The organism is Stenotrophomonas sp. 107298_Sma (assembly GCF_056480345.1).
Genome location: NZ_CM151094.1, coordinates 2,038,858 through 2,053,699, shown reverse-complemented (window position 1 = coordinate 2,053,699; position 14,842 = coordinate 2,038,858). Strand labels below are relative to the sequence as shown.

Here is a 14,842-nt window from a genome sequence, read left to right as displayed (position 1 = left end):
GATCCAAACTAAAGCACAGCTGAACCACGCCGGGCATGCGGCGACGCAGCAAGACGCGGCGCAATGCCGCTATCGGCCGCAGGTATCCAAGATAATCAAAGGGTTGCGAAACATCGCTGAGAAAACGGCGCACACGTCAATGACACGATCGCGACAATCGTGCGCGGAACGGATTTGTCCGCGTACGGCAGCGGGTCGTTGTAGAGCCGAGCCTGCGCTCGGCTGCTGTTGTTCGTCGCGAAGAGCAGCCGAGCGTAGGCTCGGCTCTACACAAGAAGCGGGTTACTGCGCGCCGTCCAGCGCCTGCCGCAGCGCGGCCACAGTGGCAGTGGCGGTCTGGCTCCAGTCCGGATCCAACCCTCGCAAAGCCGGGTTCTGGAACTGCATGGCCGAGCGCCGCAGGCCCTTGGCCGAGGCGTGCAGTTCGGTACAACCGGTCTGCCGTGCAACGGCTGCGATGTTGCCCGGGGCCAGTCCGGCGCCGGCCATCACCGTGATGCGGCCCGCTGCCTGGGTAACGAGGCCTGCCAGCACATCGGCACCGGCCTCGGCACTGACCTGACCGCCCGAGGTCAGCACGCGCTGGCAACCCAACCCGATCACCTGCTCCAGCGCGGCGGGCAGGTCCCGGGCAGCATCAAAGGCGCGGTGGAAGGTCACCTGCAGCGGCCCGGCAGCCTGCACCAGTTCACGGCACAACGGCACGTCGATGCCGCCCTGCGCATCCAGCGCACCGATCACCACGCCATCGCAGCCCAGCGCGCGGCACTGCGCGATGTCACGCAGCATCAGCTCGGTTTCCAACCCGTCGTAGTGGAAGTCGCCCGGGCGTGGCCGCACCAGCACGAAGAACGGAATCGACAGGCGTTCGCGGGCGATCGCGATACTGGCGAACGACGGCGTGGTACCGCCCTCGGCCAGGTTGTCGAACAGCTCGATGCGGTCGGCGCCGCCGGCCTGCGCGGCCAGCGCCGATGCCAGCGAATTGCTGGCGATCTCCAGGGTCAGCCGCGTGCTCACGCCTGGGTGCTCGTGTAGATCGACGGCGAATCACGCAGATCGTCCTGGCGCTGCGCATCGCACACTGCATAGACGAAACCACGATGCAGCGCGTAAGCGCCCACCTCACCCTGCTTGTTCATGGCCAGGAAGCACACCTGCAGTGTCTTGCTCGCTTCCGGGCGCTTGCGCACCACGCGGTCGATCGCTTCGCGGCAGGCCTGCGCGGGAGAACGTCCCTGGCGCATCAGCTCGACCACCAGGAACGAAGCGGCATTGCGGATCATCTCCTCACCCACGCCCGAGGCGGTGGCCGCACCCACGTCGTTGTCGACGTACAGGCCGGCACCGATGATCGGGCTGTCGCCGACGCGGCCGTGCAGTTTCCAGGCCATGCCGCTGGTGGTGCACGCACCGGCCAGGTGGCCCTTGGCATCCAGTGCCAGCATGCCGATGGTGTCGTGGTTGTCGCTGCTGCCGGGAATGCCGCGGCGCTCGGCGTTGATCTGCGGCTGGTACTTCTCGGTTTTCAACCACTCGCGCCAGGCGGCTTCGGCCTGCGGCGTCAGCAGGCGCTTGCGTTCGAAGCCCTGCTGCATCGCGAACTGCTGCGCGCCCTCGCCCACCAGCAACACATGCGGGCTGTTTTCCATCACTTTGCGGGCGACCGACACCGGATGCAGGATGTCGACCAGCGCTGCCACCGCACCACAGCGACCATCGCCGTCCATGATGCTCGCGTCCAGGCTCAGCACGCCGTCGCGATCCGGATTGCCGCAATGGCCAACAGTGGGGTTGCACAGCTCGCTCTCGGCCCAGCGTGCGCCTGCTTCCACCGCATCCAGCGCGCTGCCACCCTGCGCCAGCACCTTCCATGCGGCCTGGTTGGCCGGTACGCCGAAGTCCCAGGTGGAGACCACCCGGGCCCCACCCTGCGTGCGCGCCTGCACGCCCGGCAATGCCGCCATGCCTGCGGCCAGTGCACCGGCCTGCAGGAACTGCCTGCGATCCACCATCGTCCCCTCCCAGTCTGCAATGCACGGCCGGCCCGATGCCGGCCCTGCTGATCAGTCGTGCATGGGCTGCCGCGCGGCGTGCCAGACCGCTGCACCGAGCACACCCAGCTGGCCGTGCTCCACCCGCCAAACCGGTACCTGGCGCAGCACCTCGGTCAGCACGCCCTTGTTGAGGAAGCGCTCACGGAAGCGGCCATCGGCCAGGAAATCCTGCACATGCGCGGAAATGCCCCCGGCCAGGTACACCGAGCGCGCGCCGACGGCGATCGCCGCGTCGCCCGCCAGGCTGCCCAGCCAGGCACAGAACACCTGCAGCGTTTCCACCGCCAGTGCATCCTCGCCGCTGCGCGCGGCACCGATCAGCGCCTCGGTACTGGTCCACACAGGGGTGACGCCGCGCAGTTCGCACAGGCACGGATACAGGTTCATCAGGCCGCTGCCGGACAGCACGCGTTCGTTGTCCACGTGCGGCCAGCGCTGCAGCAGCTTGCCCAGCACCTGCAGCTCCAGTGTGTTGCCGGCACCGAGCGCGGCATGGCCGATCTCGCTGGCCAGCACCGGGCGCTCGCCATCGGCAAAACGCAGTGCCGCGCCCAGGCCGGTACCCGCGCCCAGCACCAGCGTCGGGAAGGCCTGCGCCGGATCGGCGTCGCCGTTCAGAGGCACCAGGGTTTCCGGCTGCAGGTACGGGATCGCCAGCGCCACCGCTTCGAAATCATTGATGAGCTGCAGTTCGCGCAGGCCAGACTGTTCGCGCGTGGTCGACAGCGAGACCGTCCACGGCAGGTTGGCATTGATCAGCACATCGCCATCGAGCAGACCGGCGATGGCCACCACTGCGGTCTGCACCGGCTGGCCGAGACCAGCGGTGAAATCGGCCAGGATCGCAGCCAGGCTGGGGTGCTCGGCGCAGGCATAGGTGCGATGGCTGCCCAGCAGCGGCGCCTGGCCGGGTTGGGTCGCAGCCAAGGCCAGACGGGCGAAAGTGCCGCCGACATCGGCGACAACGAGACTGCGCGGAAGGCCGCCGCGGGCGGAGTCGGTAGAAACCGGAGACGCTGCTGCGATGGTCACGCTGGCCTGCTTGGATCGATTGAATCGCCCCGATTCTCAGGCATCGGGGCGGCTTTGCCTAGCACGCCGATGGTTCAGGTTGGCCTACATGCCTTCCTGTTCGGCCACCTGCACGCCGTCCACCAGCACGCGCAGGCGCTGCGGGCGGAAGCCGGCAAACAACAGTGGCCGGGTGCGCTCGACCAGCACTTCGTGGCCGGCGATGTGGCGCAACCACGACTGTACCAGCGAGAACGAGAAGTGGGTGCCCGGGTGCAGCGGATGCTGCACCCAGACCTTTTCGGTAGCGCTCTGCAGCAGCATCGCACCGGTGAACCAGTGGCGGCTCAGCGTCACCGGCGTGGTGCCGGCCATGAAGCGGATATCCATGCGGGGTCCTTTCGCGTTGGGCAGCGGCGCCCTGGATCAGGGCTGGGCAGTCTGCAGGCTGTAGCTGGTGGTGGCGGTGAAAACCGCGCCATCGGGCTGGGTCGAACGCACTTCAACCTTGTGGCTGCCCACCGCCAGATCGGTCGGCAACGCGCCGCGCCACAGGTGCGGCGATGCGGTGGCCTCCGGCGAGCGATCGTAGCCACGCAGGTTGTTTGCAAGATCGTCGGCCACGTTCTCCACCATCAGGCGCGGATCGGGCTGGCTGACCTGCTTCATCGGCTGCCAGGCGCCGCCATCCACGCGGTACTCGACCACGCTGGCATCCTCACCCATGTAGACATTGGCGTAGACACCCCACGCCGGGTAGGCGCCCTGGCGCAGCACCTTGGGGGCATGCAGGCCGATCTGCTCGCTGGCCGGTTGGCCGGCCACGCGATACTGCAGCTTGTAGCTGCCATTGCCAGCCACGTCGAGCAGCGCATAACCCTTCGGCGTGCCATCGCTCATGGTGCTGTCCGGCACGCCGGCGACGTCCTTCACCCCCGACCAGAACGCACCGCAGTTGGCACCGACGTTGTACTCGTGCAGCGGCTTGTCGCCGTTCCAGCCCTCGGCCTTGCCGTGGTAGACGTGCTGCTGGGTGTGGCTGTGGCCGCTGAGCACCAGCACGTTGCGGAAATCCTTCAGCAGGTCGAACAGGCGCTGGCGGTCGGGGTGGCGGAAGGTCTCGCGCCCCGGCGCGGCGTCGAACAACGGGATGTGCATGCCCAGCACCAGCAGGCGGTCCTTGTGCAGGCCCTTCAGGTAACTGGCAAGGAAGGCGAACTGGTCTTCGCGCAGGCCGCCGACGTACTTCGGCTTGGCCTTGGGGTCGTAGACCACGTCGTCCAGGAACACGAAGCTGGCGCCGCCCTCTTCCACCGCGTAGGTGTCCGGGCCATAGATGTTGCGCCAGCTGTCCAGCGAATGTTCGTCGCTGCCCGCATCGAAGTCGAGGTCGTGGTTGCCCGGCACATGGAACCACGGCACGCCAAGTTCGGTGGTGACCTTGTTGATCGCCGGATACAGAGTCAGGTCATCGTTGACGATGTCACCCAGGGTGGTGCCCATGCGCGCCCTGGTCTGGCCGACCAGCGGTGCAACGATCGACTGCTGGTAGTAGCCGATGTCCTTCAGGCTGGCGGTCTGCGAATCGGTGAACACCAGCATCTGGAAACCACGGCGGCTGTCGTGGCGGTCCGACTGCAGCGCGAAATCCCAGTTGCGGGTGACATCGCTGGTGGCGGCGATACCACCGTACTTCAGTGCCGGTGAACCGTTCGGGCGGTAGTGGCGCCAGAACGACGGCAGGCCGTCGGTGGCCTTCGGGAAAGCGTAGGCATCGGGCTTGATCACGAACACGGTCTGGCCGTCGCGCACCGGCAGGCTGTAGCTGCCATCGGCGGCAGTCTTGACGATGGCTTCGCCGTTGGAAACCTGCACCCCGGCCAGGCCCGGATCGGTCGCACCGCGACCCGGCCGGCCATCGCGCTCCAGATAGACCTTGCCGCTGACCACGGTGTCCGCGGCCCAGGCCGGCGAGGTCAGCAACAGGCAGCACAGCCAGGTGGCAGGCAGTTTCATGGGCGGTCCGGGGAAAAAGAAGACCGCCTATTGTAGATTCCGTTGATGACATCGCGCACGCGGTGGCGCATTGCCGGTAGTGCCGGCCGCTGGCCGGCAACCTCATGATCGTCGGGCATCTGGTGGTTGCCGGCCAGCGGCCGGCACTACCGCAGCTCAACGATGGCGTTTTTCCAGTACTGCCCGCGCATCATCCAGCGACAAGCCGCGCGCGCGCAGCAGCACAAGCAGGTGATACAGCAGGTCCGAGGCCTCGCCCAGCAGCGCCTCGTCGTCCTGTGCCACCGCCGCCAGAGCCGTCTCCACGCCCTCCTCGCCCACCTTCTGTGCGATGCGGCGGATGCCGCCCTCGAACAGGCTGGTGGTGTAGCTGCCTGGCGGCCGCTGCGCCTCGCGCATCGCCACCAGCTGGCCCAGCCCACCCAGGAAGTCCTTCGGTGCCCCGTCGAAACAACTCTCGGCGCCGGTGTGGCAGGTCGGCCCGGCCGGGCGCGCCATCACCAGCAGCGTATCGGCATCACAGTCGACACTGATCGACTGCACCACCAGCACGTTGCCGGACTGCTCGCCCTTGGTCCACAACCGCTGCTTGCTGCGGCTGAAGAAGGTCATGTGGCCGATGGCCAGCGTGGCCGCCAGCGATTCGGCGCTGACATAGCCCAGCATCAGCGCCTGCAGGGTGTCGGCATCCTGCACCACCGCCGGCAGCAGGCCGTCGCCCTTGCCCCAGTCCAGCGCCTGCAGCGCATCCAGTGATGGTTTCACTTCAATAGACATCCCGCACCTCGATCTGCTGTCCGCGCAGGTAGCGCTTCAATTCTGGAATGGCGATGGCGCCACTGTGGAACACACTGGCCGCCAGCGCGCCGTCGACGTCGGCCTGGTCGAAGGCTTCGGCGAAGTGCTCCATCGCACCGGCACCGCCGGAGGCGATCAGCGGCACCTGGCACAGTGCCCGCGCCTGCTGCAGCTGCGCGACATCGTAGCCACGGCGCACACCATCGCTGTCCATGCAGTTCAGCACGATCTCGCCTGCGCCACGCCGTTGTGCTTCGACGATCCAGTCCAGTGTGCGCAGTGGCACCGCCTGGGTCTTGTCAGGGTCACCGCTGAATCGACGCACCCGCCACTGGCCATCGGCCTCGCGTACCGAATCGACCCCCACCACCACGCACTGCACGCCGAACTCGTCTGCCAGCTCGGTGATCAGCTCCGGGCGGCCCAGCGCCGGCGAGTTGATCGACACCTTGTCGGCACCGGCGAACAGCACGCGACGTGCAGTTTCCACGCTGTCGATGCCACCGGCCACGCAGAACGGAATGTCGATCAGGCGCGCGATGCGCTCGATCCAGGCCACATCCACCGAACGTGCCTCGGGACTGGCGCCGATGTCATAGAACACCAGCTCGTCGGCGCCCTGGTCGCGGTAGCGCTGTGCCAGTTCGGCGATGTCGCCCATATCGACGTGGTCGCGGAAGCGTACGCCCTTGACCACGCGGCCATCGCGCACGTCCAGGCAGGGAATGATGCGGCGGCTCAACATGCCAGCGCCTCCGCCAGGTCCATGCGCTGCTCCAGCAGCGCCTTGCCGAGAATCGCACCGCCGCAACCGGCGGCGCGGGCTTCGGCCACATCGGCCACGTCACGGATACCACCGGAGGCCTGCACCGCCACGCCCGGCAGCAGCGCCGACAGGTGCTGGTAGAGGCTGATGTTGGGGCCGGCCAGCATGCCGTCGCGGGCGATGTCGGTACACAGCAGGTGGCGCATGCCGGCGCGCGCAAAACGCTGGGCCAGGGCATCCAGGGTCACTCCGGCGTTCTCGGTCCAGCCATGCACCGGCAATTGCCATTGGCCCTGCGCGTCCTGACGGGCATCCAGCGCGATGGTGATGCGCTCGGCGCCGAACTCCTCCAGCCAGCCAACCACTTCATCGGGGCGACGCACCGCCAGTGAGCCGACCACCACGCGGCCAGCGCCGGCATCGAGGATGCGCGCCACATCGTCACGGCCACGCACGCCACCACCGGTCTGCACCTGCAGCGTGGTCTGCGCGCGGATCGACGACAGCAGCGGTGCCAGCGTGTAGCCACCGGCGCGTGCGGCGTCCAGGTCGACCAGGTGCATCCACTGCGCGCCCTGCGCGGCAAAGGCCTGTGCGCGCGGCAGCGGATCGTCACCATAGGAGGTTTCCTGCATGTAGTCGCCCTGGCGCAGCCGTACCACGCGGCCATCTCGGATATCCAGCGCGGGGTAGACGATGAAACTCATGCAGCAGTGCCCTCGAGGAAATTGCGCAGCATCAACGAACCGGTATCGCCGGAGCGCTCGGGATGGAACTGTGCGCCGAAGTAGCGCCCCTGCTCCACCACCGCGGTGAACAGGCCGCCGTGATCGCAGGCGGCTACCGTGTGGGCGTTGAGCGGTGCTGCATAGCTGTGCACGAAATAGGCGCTGGCGCGCTCCGGCACGCCCTGCAGCAACAGCGATTCGCGCAGCGGCAGCAGGCGGTTCCAGCCCATGTGCGGTACGCGAATGCCACAGGCCGGCACCAGCTTGCGCACCACGCCGGGAATCAGTCCCAGCGCTTCTACGCCGGCCTCTTCGGAGCGCTCGAACAGAAGCTGCATGCCCAGGCAGATGCCCATCAACGGCACTTCCAGCCGCTGCAATGGTTCCACCAGACCCTGCGCATGCAGGCGCTGCATGCCGGGACCAGCGGCGCCGACGCCGGGCAGGATCACCCGTTGCGCGCCGGCCAGGCCTTCGGCATCGCGAACCAGCTTCACCGTCGCACCGAGCCGCTCCAATGCGTAGCGCACCGAACCCAGGTTGGCCCCGCCGGCATCGATCAGCGCAACGTCGCTCACAGCGCCCCCTTGGTGGTGGGCAAGGCTCTGCCCTGCCTGGCCAGCGCCGGACGCAGCGCGCGCGCCAGCGCCTTGAAGCAGGCCTCGACCTTGTGGTGGTCGTTGTCGCCGCGCACCTGCAGGTTGAGGTTCAAGCCGCTGGCGTCGCACAGCGAACGGAAGAAGTGCGGAACCAGCTCGGTCGGCATGTCGCCCACCCGCTCGCGCTTGAACTCGCCCTCGAACACGAAATAGGGGCGGCCACTGAAGTCCAGCGCGGCGCTGGCCAGGGTCTCGTCCATCGGCAGGGTGAAGCCGTAGCGGCCGATGCCGCGCTTGTCGCCCAGCGCCTCGCGCAGCGCCTGGCCCAATGCGAGACCGGTGTCTTCGATGGTGTGGTGCTCGTCGATGTGCAGGTCACCCTCGGCCTGGATGTCCAGCGCGAAGCCACCGTGCTTGCCGATCTGTTCCAGCATGTGGTCGAAGAACGGCAGCCCGGTGTCGATGCGCGCATCGCCGGCACGGTCCAGGTCGAGCTCGACGCGGATCTTCGTCTCTTTCGTGTTGCGCTGGACCACGGCGGTGCGCGGCGCGTCGGCCAGCACGTGGGCGATGCCCGGCCAGTCCCACTCGCCACCGAACTGCTCGGTGCGCAGCTGGAAACCGCGGATGTTGAGGTTGTCGGCGAACTGCAGGTCGGTGATGCGGTCGCCGACCATGCCCGAACGCGCCCAGTCGATGCTGCGGTCCTGCAGGTAGGCAGTCATCAGGCCGATGCCCGGCTTGCGGGTGGGCGCATTGTCCTGCGGCCAGCTGCAGTCGATCAGCACGTCACGGAAGGTGATGCCCTGGCTTTCGAAGATCTGCAGCATCAGGTCATTCGGGCCATCGAAACTGGCGCGCGGGTAGCTGTCGCTGCCCAGCCCGTCCTGATTGGTGACGATCACGAACTGGTAGCCGGCATCGCGCAGCTTCAGCAGCGCTGGAATGACCTGTGGCACGAAGCGCAGCTTCTCGTAGGCGTCGATCTGGAAATCGGACGGCTCCTCGATGAGGGTGCCGTCGCGGTCGATGAACAGGATCGGGGTCATGCTGCGGCCCTCCGCGCCGACAGGGCCGCAAGCACGCGGTCATTCTCTTCGGGGCTGCCGATACTGATGCGCAGTGCATCGTCCAGCTGCGGTGCAGCGCGCTGGTCGCGCACCACCACGCCGGCTTCCAACAGCGTATCGAACGCGGCCTGTGCATCGGCGAAGCGGACCAGCAGGTAATTGCCGGCCGAAGCGTATACCCGGCCAATGCCGGGCAGGCCCTGCAGGGCGCGGTACAGGCGCTCGCGCTCGGTGATGACCGTGGCTACCCGCTCAGCGGTGCGCGCAAGCGCGGCCGGCTGCAGCGCCTGCACGGCCAGCTCGGAGCACGGCGTCGGCACCGGGTACGGCGCCTGGCAGCGGCGCAGCACGGCAATCAGTTCCGGCGCGGCGATCAAGGTGCCGATACGCGCGGCGGCCAGTGCGTGCGCCTTGGACAACGTGCGCAGCACCGCCAGGTTGGCGTGCGTGGCAAGCAACGTGGTCGCCGAAGCGCGCTGTGCGTACTCGACATAGGCCTCGTCCACCACCACCAGCGCCTGCCCACGCAGGGCACGAGCCACCCGTTCGATCTCGGGCAGCGGGATATCACTGCCGGCAGGATTGGACGGCGCGCACAGGAAAACGAGCTTGGCGCCCTGCCCCTTCGCAGCGGCAATCACCGCATCCAGGTCCGTGCGCAGGCCCTCACCATCGTCAATCAGCGGCACCTCGATCAACGGCGCACCCTGCAAGCGTGCACAGACTGCGTACATGCCGAATACCGGTGGCGTCACCAGCACGCCATCGCGGCCGGGCACGCACAGGGCGCGGACCAGCAGATCGATCGCCTCGTCGCTGCCACGGCCTACCAGCAGCTGTTGCGCCTGCACGCCGTACAGCGACGCCAGCGCATCACGCAGCGCAGCCGGCTGCGGCTCCGGGTAGCGGCGGCTGCCCCCGGTGGCGTCTGCCGGATTGGCCCACGCCGATTCGTTCGCGTTCAGCCACACCTCGCCCTGCACCGCGCTGCTGCGCGCCGAACTGTAGCCGGCAAAGGCCTGCAGGTCCGGCCGTACCAGGGCCAGCACGCCGTCGATGTCCGCGCTCATGCGGCCACCTCCATGCGCAGTGCCACCGCACGTTCGTGCGCATCCAGGCCTTCGGCGCTGGCGATGATGCGCGCGCAGCCACCGATCGCGGCCAGGCCAGCGGCGGTCGCGCTCTGTACGCTGATCAGGTTCTGGAAGCTGGCCACGCTGACGCCACTGTAGGCGCGCGCGGCACCGGCGGTGGGCAGCACGTGGTTGGTGCCGCTGCAGTAGTCACCCAGTGCTTCCGGCGTGTAGTCGCCGAGGAACACCGAACCGGCCGCCTGCACCTGGTCCAGCCACGCGCGCGGTTCGCGCAGGGCCAGGATCAGGTGTTCGGGGGCGTAGCGGTTGCTGATCGCAAACGCATCGGCCAGCGAGTCCACCTGGATCAACTGCGATGCCGACAGCGCCTGGCGGGCGATGTCCTGCCGCGGCAGCAGGGCCACCTGGCGCTCAACTTCGGCCTCGACGGCGGCCAGCATCGCCGCGTCATCGGTCAGCAGCAGCACCTGTGAATCCGGGCCGTGCTCGGCCTGCGACAGCAGGTCGGCGGCGACGAATGCAGGGTTGGCACCGGCATCGGCGATCACCAGCACTTCCGAGGGACCGGCCGGCATATCGATGGCGGCGGCACCGTCCTGTGCCACCTGCTGCTTGGCCTCGGTGACGAAACTGTTGCCCGGCCCGAACAGCTTGTCGCTGGCCGGGATGCTTTCGGTGCCATAGGCCATCGCCGCGATCGCCTGCGCACCACCCAGCTTGAACACGCGTTGCACACCGGTCAGGCGCGCGGCCACCAGCACCGCAGGATCGGCCGTACCGTCGGCGCGCGGCGGCGTGCACAGCACCACCTGCGGGCAGCCGGCCAGCTGCGCTGGTACGCCCAGCATCAACGCGGTGGACGGCAGCGGCGCGCTGCCAGCCGGTACGTACAGGCCAACCCGGCCGATCGGCCGCAGCATGCGCTCGCAGACCACGCCGGGCGCGGTTTCCACCGCGTAGCCTTTGCCCATGCCGGCTGCGTGGAAGCGCGTGATGCGCTCGGCGGCGTCCACCATCGCCCGCCGCAATTCGGCCGGCACCGCTGCGTCGGCAGCGGCGAATTCGGCTTCGGAAACTTCGAACGAGCCCAGCTCGACACCATCGAAGCGCGCGGTGATCGCGCGCAGCGCGTCGTCACCCTGCGTGCGTACCTGCGCGATCAGCGCGGCCACCGCATCACGGGTCTGCTGCGCCACGGTCTGCACCGGGCGGGTCAGTGCCGCGCTGCGCGCGGCCTCATCAAGTCGGGACCAGATCAGACGGTTCATGCCAGCGATCGCTCCACGCTCAGTACCATCAGGCCCTGCGCACCGGCGCGCTCGAGTTCCTCCATGCGCTGCCAGCTCAACGGACCGGGGCACATGGTCTGCAGGCGCAGTGCACCGCCATCAGCCGGCAACCGCACCAGCGGTTCGGCATCGGCCAGCAGCTGCGACAACGCATCGACGCGGTCCTCGCTGGCGCGGAACATCAGCAGCTTGCGGTCCTGCCGCTGCACCACACCGTCCAGGCGGCGCAGCAGCATGCTGCGCAGGGCGCCGCGCGCATCATCGGGAACGCGTACTGCACCGGCCAGCACGGCTTCGCTGTCGAGCAGGTTGTGCACCGGGGTGAGCTGGTTGGCGCGCAGCGTGGCACCGCTGGAGACCAGGTCGCAGATCAGGTCGGCGGTGCCCAGACGCGGTGCGATCTCGACCGAGCCAGACAGTTCGACTACCTGCGCGTCCACGCCCTGCTCCACCAGCCACTGCTTGAGGATGGCCGGGTAGCTGGTGGCGATGCGGGTGCCGGCCAGCTGGGCCGGGCCCTGCCACTGCCAGTCTTCCGGCACCGCCAGCATCAGCCGGCACTGGCCGAAGCCCAGCCCGCGCAATGCCTGATAGGTATCGGCCAGGCCGATCTGACGACGCGCGGCGGCCTGTTCGTCCAGCTCATTGCGGCCGACGATGCCGAGGTCGCAGACGCCATCGGCGATCAGGCCGGGAATGTCGTCGTCGCGCACCAGCAGCAGGTCCACCGGCAGCGATTCGCCGTAGCAGAACAGCTTGTCGCGGCTCTCTCGCCAGCTCAGGCCACAGGCACTGAGCAGGTTGCGGGCGGGCTCGGCCAGCCGGCCACTCTTCTGGATGGCGATACGCAGCCGGTCTCGCGCCGGCGCTGCCTGGGTTGCACTCATGGGGGAGGTCTCGAAGTCTGGAACGGGGCGCGGATCAGCGCGAAGCAAGGCGGTCGACAGCGGCGGCATAGCCTCGATGGCCATGCTCGAGCGTGCGTGCCACCCGTCCGGTGGTGGTCACGCTGACGCCGGTGCGCTCGTGGATCTCGCGGTAGGGCACGCCCTGCTGCAGCAGCGGCACCACCTTCCAGCGGTCGGCCATGGCTTCCAGCTCGGCCGGGGTGCACAGGTCACGCAGGAAGGCGACCACCTGCTCCGGCTCGCGCAGCGCGGCAAAGGCCTGGGCCAGGGCGTCCAGATCGGCTTGCGGGTCTTTGGCGGAGATGTCGGGGCGGGCTTTCACGGGCGGGGCTCTTGCATCAATGTAATAGCGTGTTATTACATTAACGCATTCTTGCGCAGTGCGTCAAATCGTGGATTGGGTTGGGGTACGGCAGGGCTGCTGCCCTGCACCCGCTAAGAGCCAGAGCAAAAGCAAAAGCTGGTTTCCTGAGCGTTGGCGGGGAGGGTCCGGTGGCAGGGGACGCCGTAAACCCGTCCATGGGGGCTTGGTCGCGGCTTGCTCGTGTGCGCAGTCCTGCGCACACGGCAAGACCCGGGTTGGGCGTCCTGCCCAACCCGCCCGAGGCATGCCTCAGGCCCATGCGGCTCACACCCTGCCACCGGACCCTCCCCACCTTCGACAGTTGGCTGCGGCCTGCTGGATCTCGTCAGGAAACTGATCGGAACCGGATTTTGTAGAGTCGAGCCATGCTCGACTGCTGTTGTCCAGAAACGCAAAACGCCCACCAAAGGGCGGGCGTTATGCTTTCAAATCAACAACCTGACCCGACTCAGGGCAAGCAACGCACCTCCGCCTGCAGCGCGCCGCGCCGCAGGCATTCGCCGAACAGGCTGCCCTGTCGGCTCGGCAGGGACTGGATGTTCTCCAACGCCCCCGCTCCCGCCCGGCACGTCCGTGAGGCCAGGGCCTGCAGCTCGTCCTCCAGCTGTGCGCGGTCGATCGCATGGCAGCGATCAACCACCAGCCGGTACTGCGCCGGCCCGATCCGCGTGCTGTGCAACGACCGATCGCTCTGGCAGCCCGCCAGCAGGAGCACGCTCAGCACTCCTGCGGCGGCACGCATCACACCATCGCCCTGGACTGCTCCAGCTCCACCAGAAGGGTGCTGGCCAGTTCGTCGCGCGACACTTCGAACTGCTGCTCGCGCAGCAGGTCCTTCACCGCCACCACGCCGCGCGCCAGCTCATCCTCACCCGCCAGCACCACGAAGCGGATACCGGCCTTGGCCGCGTACTGGAACTGCTTGCCGATCTTCTTCGGCTCCATCTGTACTTCAGTGTTGATGCCACCGGCGCGCAGGCGGCGGGCGATGTCCAGCGACTGCGGCATGCCCTGCTCGTCCATCAGCGCCACCAGCGCCTGCACGCTGCTGGCCTCGATGCCCTCGATCAGGCCAGCCTCGCGCAGCTGCCAGAACAGGCGCGACAGGCCGATGGAAATGCCCACGCCCGGCAGCTTGGACTTGCTGTAGTGGCTGGCCAGGTCTTCATAACGACCGCCCGAGCAGATCGAACCGATCTGCGGGTGGTCGGTCAGCGTGGTCTCGTACACCGTGCCGGTGTAGTAATCCAGGCCACGTGCAATGGAGAAGTTCAGGCAGTAGGCGCTTTCCGGCACGCCCAGTGCCTGCACCAGCTGCAGTACTTCGCGCAGCTCGGCCACGCCGGCACGCAGGATCTCCGAGGAACCCGCGCCGTCTTCCAGCGCTGCCAGCTGTGCCAGCGCATCGGCATGACCCTGCGAACGCACGGCGACGAAGGCCAGGATCTTCTCGACCTGTTCGGCCGGAATGGCAAAGCCCTCGCCCACCAGCGTCTCGCGCACGTAGTCGGGGCCACGCTTGTCCAGCTTGTCCACTTCGCGCAGCACTGCCAGCTGGCGTTCACCCTCGGCCACGCCCAGGCTTTCGAAGAAGCCGCGCAGCAGCTTGCGGTTGTTCAACTGGATGCTGAAGTCGCCGATGCGCAGTTCCGAGAACACTGCGTGGATGACCGCCAGCACTTCGGCGTCATAGCGAACGCTCAGGCTGTCCTTGCCGATCACGTCGATGTCGCACTGGTAGAACTCGCGGAAACGGCCGCGCTGCGCACGCTCGCCGCGGTAGACGCGCTGCATCTGGTAGCGGCGGAACGGGAAGGTCAGTTCATGCTCGTGCTCGGCCACGTAGCGCGCCAGCGGCACGGTCAGGTCGAAGCGCAGCGCCATTTCCGGCAGTGAACGGTCGCCCGATTCGGCGGCATTGGCCAGCGCGCCGGTGGACTGCACGAAATACACCTGGCGCTCGGTCTCGCCGCCGGACTTGGTCAGCAGCACATCGGACAGCTCGAACACCGGCGTCTCCACCGGCAGGAACCCGAAGCGCTCGTAATTGCGGCGGATCACGTCCAGCATGCGCTGGAATGCGATCTGCTCGCGCGGCAGCAGTTCAAGGGTGCCGGGCGGGGTACGGGGCTTGATCACGGG

At 67.8% G+C, this 14,842-nt stretch carries 16 protein-coding genes; all 16 read right to left on the bottom strand.

Annotated elements, in window-relative coordinates:
* Positions 1-282: 282 nt before the first annotated feature.
* The gene (locus ACZK2G_RS09665; protein WP_136639910.1) at positions 283-1,020 is read right to left on the bottom strand and encodes a copper homeostasis protein CutC; all 738 of its coding nucleotides are present in this window, start codon (positions 1,018-1,020) and stop codon (positions 283-285) included.
* The gene (locus ACZK2G_RS09660) at positions 1,017-2,015 is read right to left on the bottom strand and encodes a glycosylasparaginase (RefSeq protein ID WP_136639909.1); all 999 of its coding nucleotides are present in this window, start codon (positions 2,013-2,015) and stop codon (positions 1,017-1,019) included. The genes ACZK2G_RS09665 and ACZK2G_RS09660 overlap by 4 nt, the downstream gene beginning before the upstream one ends.
* A 51-nt stretch (positions 2,016-2,066) precedes the next feature.
* Positions 2,067-3,089: a glucokinase gene (locus tag ACZK2G_RS09655; RefSeq protein ID WP_478475377.1), complete on the bottom strand. Its 1,023-nt coding sequence runs from the start codon at positions 3,087-3,089 to the stop codon at positions 2,067-2,069.
* Positions 3,090-3,173: 84 nt separating this feature from the next.
* Positions 3,174-3,458, bottom strand: coding sequence for a hypothetical protein (locus ACZK2G_RS09650; RefSeq protein WP_005409434.1), 285 nt, complete (start codon positions 3,456-3,458; stop codon positions 3,174-3,176).
* Between the two features lie 36 nt (positions 3,459-3,494).
* A complete protein-coding gene (locus ACZK2G_RS09645) occupies positions 3,495-5,084 on the bottom strand; it encodes a calcineurin-like phosphoesterase C-terminal domain-containing protein (protein ID WP_478475375.1) in 1,590 nt (529 codons plus the stop codon).
* A 156-nt stretch (positions 5,085-5,240) separates the two neighbouring features.
* Positions 5,241-5,861: a bifunctional phosphoribosyl-AMP cyclohydrolase/phosphoribosyl-ATP diphosphatase HisIE gene (gene hisIE / locus ACZK2G_RS09640; protein WP_046985962.1), complete on the bottom strand. Its 621-nt coding sequence runs from the start codon at positions 5,859-5,861 to the stop codon at positions 5,241-5,243.
* Entirely contained in the window at positions 5,851-6,627 is a 777-nt protein-coding gene (gene hisF / locus ACZK2G_RS09635) for an imidazole glycerol phosphate synthase subunit HisF (protein WP_046985961.1), read from the bottom strand. The genes hisIE and hisF overlap by 11 nt, the downstream gene beginning before the upstream one ends.
* Positions 6,621-7,355 (bottom strand): 1-(5-phosphoribosyl)-5-[(5-phosphoribosylamino)methylideneamino]imidazole-4-carboxamide isomerase, encoded by a 735-nt coding sequence (hisA, locus tag ACZK2G_RS09630; RefSeq protein WP_046985960.1) that lies wholly within the window; start codon positions 7,353-7,355, stop codon positions 6,621-6,623. The genes hisF and hisA overlap by 7 nt, the downstream gene beginning before the upstream one ends.
* The gene (gene hisH / locus ACZK2G_RS09625; protein WP_478475372.1) at positions 7,352-7,954 is read right to left on the bottom strand and encodes an imidazole glycerol phosphate synthase subunit HisH; all 603 of its coding nucleotides are present in this window, start codon (positions 7,952-7,954) and stop codon (positions 7,352-7,354) included. Before hisH ends, hisA begins: the two co-directional genes overlap by 4 nt.
* Positions 7,951-9,024 carry a bifunctional histidinol-phosphatase/imidazoleglycerol-phosphate dehydratase HisB gene (gene hisB / locus ACZK2G_RS09620; RefSeq protein ID WP_478475370.1) on the bottom strand — a complete coding sequence of 358 codons (1,074 nt, stop codon included), beginning with the start codon at positions 9,022-9,024 and terminating at the stop codon, positions 7,951-7,953. The genes hisH and hisB overlap by 4 nt, the downstream gene beginning before the upstream one ends.
* On the bottom strand, positions 9,021-10,115 hold the full coding sequence (gene hisC / locus ACZK2G_RS09615) for a histidinol-phosphate transaminase (RefSeq protein WP_478475368.1): 1,095 nt from the start codon (positions 10,113-10,115) through the stop codon (positions 9,021-9,023). Before hisC ends, hisB begins: the two co-directional genes overlap by 4 nt.
* Entirely contained in the window at positions 10,112-11,407 is a 1,296-nt protein-coding gene (gene hisD, locus ACZK2G_RS09610) for a histidinol dehydrogenase (RefSeq protein ID WP_478475367.1), read from the bottom strand. The genes hisC and hisD overlap by 4 nt, the downstream gene beginning before the upstream one ends.
* The gene (gene hisG / locus ACZK2G_RS09605) at positions 11,404-12,315 is read right to left on the bottom strand and encodes an ATP phosphoribosyltransferase (protein ID WP_430766587.1); all 912 of its coding nucleotides are present in this window, start codon (positions 12,313-12,315) and stop codon (positions 11,404-11,406) included. The genes hisD and hisG overlap by 4 nt, the downstream gene beginning before the upstream one ends.
* A gap of 34 nt (positions 12,316-12,349) precedes the next feature.
* Positions 12,350-12,658, bottom strand: coding sequence for a YerC/YecD family TrpR-related protein (locus ACZK2G_RS09600; RefSeq protein ID WP_313249509.1), 309 nt, complete (start codon positions 12,656-12,658; stop codon positions 12,350-12,352).
* 490 nt (positions 12,659-13,148) lie between these two features.
* Entirely contained in the window at positions 13,149-13,415 is a 267-nt protein-coding gene (locus tag ACZK2G_RS09595) for a hypothetical protein (RefSeq protein ID WP_478475365.1), read from the bottom strand.
* A 26-nt stretch (positions 13,416-13,441) separates the two neighbouring features.
* Positions 13,442-14,839, bottom strand: coding sequence for a histidine--tRNA ligase (gene hisS / locus ACZK2G_RS09590; RefSeq protein WP_136639899.1), 1,398 nt, complete (start codon positions 14,837-14,839; stop codon positions 13,442-13,444).
* Positions 14,840-14,842: the final 3 nt, after the last annotated feature.